This is a genomic window from Serratia sp. CoH_134_PS_4, from assembly GCF_058190535.1.
The window spans coordinates 1-7,648 of record NZ_JBXWKI010000031.1; the positions used below are offsets into that span (position 1 = coordinate 1).

7 protein-coding genes are annotated in these 7,648 nt (G+C 41.6%); 4 read left to right on the top strand and 3 right to left on the bottom strand.

Going from position 1 to position 7,648, the window contains the following annotated elements; all coding sequences use genetic code 11:
• Positions 1-202 precede the first annotated feature (202 nt).
• Positions 203-1,030 (top strand): glycosyltransferase family A protein, encoded by an 828-nt coding sequence (locus AC2FCQ_RS24405; protein WP_117074822.1) that lies wholly within the window; start codon positions 203-205, stop codon positions 1,028-1,030.
• Between the two features lie 121 nt (positions 1,031-1,151).
• The gene (locus tag AC2FCQ_RS24410) at positions 1,152-2,618 is read left to right on the top strand and encodes a lipopolysaccharide biosynthesis protein (protein WP_490309156.1); all 1,467 of its coding nucleotides are present in this window, start codon (positions 1,152-1,154) and stop codon (positions 2,616-2,618) included.
• Positions 2,619-2,980: 362 nt separating this feature from the next.
• Here AC2FCQ_RS24410 and AC2FCQ_RS24415 read toward each other — a convergent pair whose 3' ends face one another.
• From AC2FCQ_RS24415 to traD, 3 genes are all read right to left on the bottom strand, one after another.
• Positions 2,981-3,394 (bottom strand): hypothetical protein, encoded by a 414-nt coding sequence (locus tag AC2FCQ_RS24415; RefSeq protein ID WP_001229901.1) that lies wholly within the window; start codon positions 3,392-3,394, stop codon positions 2,981-2,983.
• Between the two features lie 7 nt (positions 3,395-3,401).
• The gene (locus tag AC2FCQ_RS24420; RefSeq protein WP_034167667.1) at positions 3,402-4,352 is read right to left on the bottom strand and encodes a replication initiation protein; all 951 of its coding nucleotides are present in this window, start codon (positions 4,350-4,352) and stop codon (positions 3,402-3,404) included.
• Positions 4,353-4,945: 593 nt separating this feature from the next.
• Positions 4,946-5,413 (bottom strand): conjugal transfer protein TraD, encoded by a 468-nt coding sequence (gene traD / locus AC2FCQ_RS24425; RefSeq protein WP_032235402.1) that lies wholly within the window; start codon positions 5,411-5,413, stop codon positions 4,946-4,948.
• Positions 5,414-5,578: 165 nt separating this feature from the next.
• On the opposite strand from traD, the gene mobA reads away from it, so the two are divergent.
• Together mobA and AC2FCQ_RS24435 are read left to right on the top strand one after the other, a co-directional pair.
• Positions 5,579-6,676, top strand: a complete 1,098-nt coding sequence (gene mobA / locus AC2FCQ_RS24430; RefSeq protein WP_040113349.1) for a mobilization protein MobA — start codon at positions 5,579-5,581, stop codon at positions 6,674-6,676.
• A 12-nt stretch (positions 6,677-6,688) separates the two neighbouring features.
• Positions 6,689-7,273: a mobilization protein MobX gene (locus tag AC2FCQ_RS24435; RefSeq protein ID WP_040113348.1), complete on the top strand. Its 585-nt coding sequence runs from the start codon at positions 6,689-6,691 to the stop codon at positions 7,271-7,273.
• Positions 7,274-7,648: the final 375 nt, after the last annotated feature.

Here is a 7,648-nt window from a genome sequence, read left to right on the forward strand (position 1 = left end):
TGATAGAAACAGAAGCCACTGGAGCACCTCAAAAACACCATCATACACTAAATCAGTAAGTTGGCAGCATCACCGGGCAACGCGGAGGAAGGTTCATCAGGAAAAAAACTGATTTTTTTCGAAAAAACGTCCTACATATTGTGTATGTAACCTTTTTACATATAATATAAAATCAAATTAATTTTTTTCTTTAAAGGGTAGCATGATATCAGTTAATTTAACTACAATGCATTCTCGACTGGATTTATGTGCCGCCACAGTGTGGTCAATTATAAACCAGAGTGTTCAGCCAGATAAAATAAACCTTTGGATATCAAATGAGCCATATTTGTCAGATCATGGAATATATGAGATACCTGCTTGGGTTGAAGAGCTAAATAAAATAAATAACATAGTGAATGTACATTATGTAAAAAACACCGGCCCATACCGCAAAATAATTAACGCAATTATTAACTCTGAGATTGATGACATTCTTGTATATGCTGATGATGATGTAATATATGGTCGGCAGTGGCTTGAGTTCCTATTAGGCCAGTTTTATGAGAACAACTGTAATGTGGCAATTGCCGCTAGAATTAGAATAATGGAGAGGAATATTTTTAACAAATACAAATCTTATAGCTCTTATTCTATTAGTATGAAAAAGGATAAATTTGAAAAGGATTTTATAATAACTGGCGTTGGGGGTTGTGTTTTAAGTAAGAGAATGATTAAGCCTAGTATTATCGGAGATGATGCATATTTAATTATTTCACCTAAGACAGATGACATCTGGATTAGTAAAATGTTAGAGGCTTCCAATACGAAGGTCGAGTCATCCCCAGATGCACTGCGATGTGTTCATGAAATATTGCATGACCATAACACACTTAGCTCAATAAATACATTGACATCTAAAAATAGCGGTTTAATTATAAAGGCAATCAGGATGGTTAAAAACAAATTCTATTCATATTTTGGGTTGCAAAAAACAAACAATGACAAATCCATCAAGATGGTTAATTTGCATTTTAATGGTAAATTATAAATCATCTTTCTCATCAGGGATTGTCTGAAAACAAAATGTCATCAGTAAGTTGGTAATGATGACAATTTGTTGATTTCGCATTTTCACTGACGCCAAGGTTACCCAGAGTGACAAGGATTGAATGGCTACAGATTCAAATGGTCACCAACAGGTTGGCAGCATTACTCATGAGGTTTATATAGTGTTAAGACACAATGTGAAATGGGTATCACTGTCTCAGTGCTTTAAGATATCTTGTCAGCTTTTAGGTTTGGTTGTTTTTGCTCGCTACCTAACACCTGAAGAGATTGGGGTTATGTCGTTGACTCTTGTCGTTGTGAACTTTGTAAATATATTACGCGATATGGGGTCTTCAGCGGCAATTATACAGAGAGTGTATATTGACGATAGGTTGAAAAATTCTGTTTTTGTATTTAATGTGCTCATTGGTTGTTTTTTATTTTTTATTTTTTATTTTTTATCTAATGATATATCTAGTTTTTTTAAGAAAGTGGAGTTGGCAGGCACAATAAAAGCAATATCCTTTGCATTTATATTTAATAGTGTAACGTCAGTGCACCTTGCATTACTGGAGAGGGCGTCAAAATTCAAAGTTGTTGCGATTATAGAATCATTCTCATCAATTATTTCACTTCTTTTTGGCATTGCATTAGCAATTAAAGGTTTTGGTGTATATAGTTTAGTTGGGCAAACATTGATGTATTCTCTGCTGACATCAATTATGTTTCATATATTCTCAGGATGGAAACCGGCATTTACATTTGACTTTAGGGATATAAAGTCAATATTTAATTTTAGTTCAAATATTGTCGCATTTAATTTTGTGAATTTTTTTTCTAGAAACAGTGATCAAATAATAATAGGTAAGTTTTTTTCAGCTTCAATACTTGGGCAATATTCAATGGCTTATAAAGTAATGCTATTCCCAATTCAAAGCGTAACTGCGGTTTTAACAAGATCATTGTATCCTGTGCTTAGTCGCTTGCAGGAATCAAAACAAGATGCATTATCAGCATACCTTAATGTATTAAAAGTAATTTCATTAGTTGTTACTCCTATGATGCTTGGTCTTTCATCAGTTAGTCATGAATTAGTTAATATCGCTTTTGGTAAACAATGGGTGCTCCTGCCAAATTTACTGACGTGGTTATCCATAGTAGGTATTTTACAGGCAATGGTAAGCACTACAGGTTCTGTATTTATGTCTCAAGGGGATGCTAGAACATTATTTATAATATCAGTATTTAACTCTATTTTGCAGGTTGGCTCATTTATTATTGGTGTTAATTACAATATAGAAACACTGGTTATTTTATACATGATAGCTAATTTCATTATGTTTTTACCTAATATGTATTTATCCGTAAAAAATCTTAATGGTAGCATTCTTGATGTGTTGCGTTGTGTTTACAAGCCTGTTTTTTCAGGGGTTATTATGTTTATTTCAATAAAGGTTCTGTCTTGCTTTTCTTTACATTTTTCCAATGTGAGTTTTTTACTTATCAAAATAGGTTTTGGTTTTCTTGTCTATACGTCACTTATTCTTTTTTTGGATAGAAAGTTAGTGAAGATGATATTTAAAATGTAACAATTACTAGTTGGCAGCATCACCCTGCCAACCTGTTAATGACTATTTGAATCTAAAGTCATTCAATCCTTGTCACTCTGGGTAACCTTGGCGGCAGCGAAAATGTGGAATCAGCAAGCAGCTATCATTACCCGCTTGAAGATAGAAGAGCGTCTTTTATGAAAATAAGTATTTTTATCAAAAAAAATACTTATTTACCATAACGTCTTCTTGCGCGCACCGCCCGAACACCACTCGCCACAAAAACCCGCCGGAACGTCCAAAAGTACGGGTTTTGCTGCCCGCAAACGGGCTGTTCTGGTGTTGCTAGTTTGTTATCAGAATCGCAGATCCGGCTTCAGCCGGTTTGCCGGCTGAAAGCGCTATTTCTTCCAGAATTGCCATGATTTTTTCCCCACGGGAGGCGTCACTGGCTCCCGTGTTGTCGGCAGCTTTGATTCGATAAGCAGCATCGCCTGTTTCAGGCTGTCTATGTGTGACTGTTGAGCTGTAACAAGTTGTCTCAGGTGTTCAATTTCATGTTCTAGTTGCTTTGTTTTACTGGTTTCACCTGTTCTATTAGGTGTTACATGCTGTTCATCTGTTACATTGTCGATCTGTTCATGGTGAACAGCTTTGAATGCACCAAAAACTCGTAAAAGCTCTGATGTATCTATCTTTTTTACACCGTTTTCATCTGTGCATATGGACAGTTTTCCCTTTGATATGTAACGGTGAACAGTTGTTCTACTTTTGTTTGTTAGTCTTGATGCTTCACTGATAGATACAAGAGCCATAAGAACCTCAGATCCTTCCGTATTTAGCCAGTATGTTCTCTAGTGTGGTTCGTTGTTTTTGCGTGAGCCATGAGAACGAACCATTGAGATCATACTTACTTTGCATGTCACTCAAAAATTTTGCCTCAAAACTGGTGAGCTGAATTTTTGCAGTTAAAGCATCGTGTAGTGTTTTTCTTAGTCCGTTATGTAGGTGGGAATCTGATGTAATGGTTGTTGGTATTTTGTCACCATTCATTTTTATCTGGTTGTTCTCAAGTTCGGTTACGAGATCCATTTGTCTATCTAGTTCAACTTGGAAAATCAACGTATCAGTCGGGCGGCCTCGCTTATCAACCACCAATTTCATATTGCTGTAAGTGTTTAAATCTTTACTTATTGGTTTCAAAACCCATTGGTTAAGCCTTTTAAACTCATGGTAGTTATTTTCAAGCATTAACATGAACTTAAATTCATCAAGGCTAATCTCTATATTTGCCTTGTGAGTTTTCTTTTGTGTTAGTTCTTTTAATAACCACTCATAAATCCTCATAGAGTATTTGTTTTCAAAAGACTTAACATGTTCCAGATTATATTTTATGAATTTTTTTAACTGGAAAAGATAAGGCAATATCTCTTCACTAAAAACTAATTCTAATTTTTCGCTTGAGAACTTGGCATAGTTTGTCCACTGGAAAATCTCAAAGCCTTTAACCAAAGGATTCCTGATTTCCACAGTTCTCGTCATCAGCTCTCTGGTTGCTTTAGCTAATACACCATAAGCATTTTCCCTACTGATGTTCATCATCTGAGCGTATTGGTTATAAGTGAACGATACCGTCCGTTCTTTCCTTGTAGGGTTTTCAATCGTGGGGTTGAGTAGTGCCACACAGCATAAAATTAGCTTGGTTTCATGCTCCGTTAAGTCATAGCGACTAATCGCTAGTTCATTTGCTTTGAAAACAACTAATTCAGACATACATCTCAATTGGTCTAGGTGATTTTAATCACTATACCAATTGAGATGGGCTAGTCAATGATAATTACTAGTCCTTTTCCTTTGAGTTGTGGGTATCTGTAAATTCTGCTAGACCTTTGCTGGAAAACTTGTAAATTCTGCTAGACCCTCTGTAAATTCCGCTAGACCTTTGTGTGTTTTTTTTGTTTATATTCAAGTGGTTATAATTTATAGAATAAAGAAAGAATAAAAAAAGATAAAAAGAATAGATCCCAGCCCTGTGTATAACTCACTACTTTAGTCAGTTCCGCAGTATTACAAAAGGATGTCGCAAACGCTGTTTGCTCCTCTACAAAACAGACCTTAAAACCCTAAAGGCTTAAGTAGCACCCTCGCAAGCTCGGGCAAATCGCTGAATATTCCTTTTGTCTCCGACCATCAGGCACCTGAGTCGCTGTCTTTTTCGTGACATTCAGTTCGCTGCGCTCACGGCTCTGGCAGTGAATGGGGGTAAATGGCACTACAGGCGCCTTTTATGGATTCATGCAAGGAAACTACCCATAATACAAGAAAAGCCCGTCATGGGCTTCTCAGGGCGTTTTATGGCGGGTCTGCTATGTGGTGCTATCTGACTTTTTGCTGTTCAGCAGTTCCTGCCCTCTGATTTTCCAGTCTGACCACTTCGGATTATCCCGTGACAGGTCATTCAGACTGGCTAATGCACCCAGTAAGGCAGCGGTATCATCAACAGGCTTACCCGTCTTACTGTCAACCAGACCCGCCAGGATAAGCAATCCGGCAGACTGGTACAGAGCATGGTCACGGGCTTTACGGGCGGCTCTGGCTTCGGCTCGCTTTTCTGCCTGTATCAGGTTCATGACTTTCGCTCTGGCTTCCTGCGCTTTCTCTGCTGCCTGTTCAGCCTTCATCAGCAGGGACAGCGTTTTGATATCCTGTGCTGTTTTATCTGCTTTATCCGTCAGTATCAGCATAAGTTTCTGTTGCTCATTCGGCGACTTTAAGCCGCGAATATACTGCACTCTTTCTGCTGCCCATTGTTCCTGTTTTTCGCTTTTACTCATGCCCGTTTACCCTCTGAGTTTTAACGGGGGAATTATGCTCATTGATGGCAGTGGAGGTCAAATTCAACTACAATCTCTGATAACTCTTTTATTTATCAGAGCGCACTTAGACGTTTCTTCACTTCGTTCAGAAACGGTGCGCGCCTTCAGCGGGATAAAAACACGATGGCCTCCTATCACCTCAGCGTAAAAACCGGCGGGAAAGGCAGTGCCTCTCCCCATGCCGATTATATTTCGCGTGAGGGAAAGTATGCCCGTGAAAAAGACTCCGACCTTGAGCACAAGGAGTCCGGCAATATGCCTGCCTGGGCAGCGCATAAACCGACGGAGTTCTGGAAAGCCGCTGACACGTTTGAACGTGCCAACGGCTGTACCTACCGTGAAATCGAGATTGCCCTGCCGCGTGAGCTGAAACCCGAACAACGCCTTGAACTGGTCCGCGATTTTGTCCGGCAGGAAATCGGCGACCGTCATGCGTATCAGTTCGCCATTCATAATCCGAAAGCGGCGATAGCCGGCGGCGAGCAGCCGCACGCGCATATCATGTTCTCTGAGCGGATGAATGACGGTATCGACCGTGACCCGCAGCAGTATTTTAAGCGAGCTAACAGCAAAGCCCCTGAGCGCGGCGGTGCGAAAAAGGCACGTTTCGGGGAAACGCCGACAGAACGCAAAGAGCACCTCGTCGCCCAGCGGGAACGCTGGGCTGACCTACAGAATAAGCACCTTGAACGGTATCAGCATACCGACCGCGTTGATGCACGCTCACTCAAAGCTCAGGGCATTGAGCGTGAGCCTGAGCGGCATCTTGGCGCGGGACAGGTTCAGCGGTTCGATACTGCGCAGTTACAGGCCATCCTTGAGCGCAGGGACGCTGAAAGGCAGGCGGAGCAGTCTCGTGATGAACGTGACAGTGTGATTGACGTGACCACCTCGCTACGGGAAGCCATCAGCGAGCGGGATAACCTGACGATAAAACAAGAGCAGAAGCCTGAACCTGCGCAGGAAGACACTTCCGGCAGGGTTTTCGATTTTGAGAAAGAGCCGGAGAAGCTGAACGCACTGGTCAGTGATGCGCTGAAGGACGTACAGGACGAAATCGACCTTCAGTCCCTTGTGAACGAGACAATGGCGGAGTTTCAGGGGATACATCAGGAAATGGAGCGACTGGCAGAAAAACAGCGTCAGCAGGAGAAAGAACAGCAGAGACTCGCCGAACAGACACGACAGAAGCCGGATAAAGGCTGGTCATTTTCACGATAGACAGGATTTTTCATGAGCGACGAAATTAAACAAATCGCTGCCCTCATCGGGCATCATCAGGCGCTGGAAAAGCGTGTTACCTCTCTGACTGAGCAGTTTCAGGACGCCTCAGCACAATTACAGCAGCAGAGTGACACGCTGAGCAGGCTCATTCGTGAGCTGGACAGCGCGTCCGGTAATATGACTGAAACCGTCAGGCAATCTGTTCATGCCGCGCTCATTCAGGTTGAGAAAGAGCTGAAACAAGCCGGATTAGCACAGCAGAAACCGGCGACAGAAGCGCTTAATCAGGCTACCGATACGGCGAAGGCGATGATCCATGAAATGCGACGCGAGATGTCGCGCTATACGTGGAAATCCGCGATTTATCTCGTGCTGACGATATTTTTCGTCATGGCTGCCTGCGTGACGGCATTTACGTGGTTTATGAATGACGGGTACAGCCAGATTGCTGAAATGCAACGGATGGAAGCGGTCTGGCAGAAGAAAGCCCCGCTGGCTGATATATCGCGTTGTGACGGAAAGCCCTGCGTTAAGGTGGACACCCGAGCTACGTATGGTGATAAAGAGAATACCTGGATGATTATCAAAAAATAACATAACGGCGCACATTGCGCCGTTATTGTTGTCGTGAATTAGGGGGTCAGTTTGGATATAGAGAATTATTGTACGGTAAGCCTGTTTTTTGAACAGACTTACCTATAGCAATAGGGTGTACTCCCGCGCTATACAGCGTTTTCAGGGGATTTTGTCTTAATCGGATAACCTAAATGCGATACAGCAAGAGCGACAACCTAAAAGCGATAGCCACTGACGATAAATCAATCACTTACGTATCCGAATTGGTTAAATAATGTGCTTAACGTACAAAAATTTCCGATCTCCAAACTGACCCCAAATTGATGCAATCCTGGTCACTGAGCTTTCCCGGTGGGGGCGCTCGACGCTCGATCTGCTCAATACGCTACGTGA

Bases quoted from the DNA above. Each gene is read 5' to 3' on its own strand.
- AC2FCQ_RS24405 (WP_117074822.1), top strand. From the start codon at position 203: ATGATATCAGTTAATTTAACTACAATGCATTCTCGACTGGATTTATGT.
- AC2FCQ_RS24410 (WP_490309156.1), top strand. From the start codon at position 1,152: ATGGCTACAGATTCAAATGGTCACCAACAGGTTGGCAGCATTACTCAT.
- AC2FCQ_RS24415 (WP_001229901.1), bottom strand. From the start codon at position 3,394: ATGGCTCTTGTATCTATCAGTGAAGCATCAAGACTAACAAACAAAAGT.
- AC2FCQ_RS24420 (WP_034167667.1), bottom strand. From the start codon at position 4,352: ATGTCTGAATTAGTTGTTTTCAAAGCAAATGAACTAGCGATTAGTCGC.
- traD (WP_032235402.1), bottom strand. From the start codon at position 5,413: ATGAGTAAAAGCGAAAAACAGGAACAATGGGCAGCAGAAAGAGTGCAG.
- mobA (WP_040113349.1), top strand. From the start codon at position 5,579: ATGGCCTCCTATCACCTCAGCGTAAAAACCGGCGGGAAAGGCAGTGCC.
- AC2FCQ_RS24435 (WP_040113348.1), top strand. From the start codon at position 6,689: ATGAGCGACGAAATTAAACAAATCGCTGCCCTCATCGGGCATCATCAG.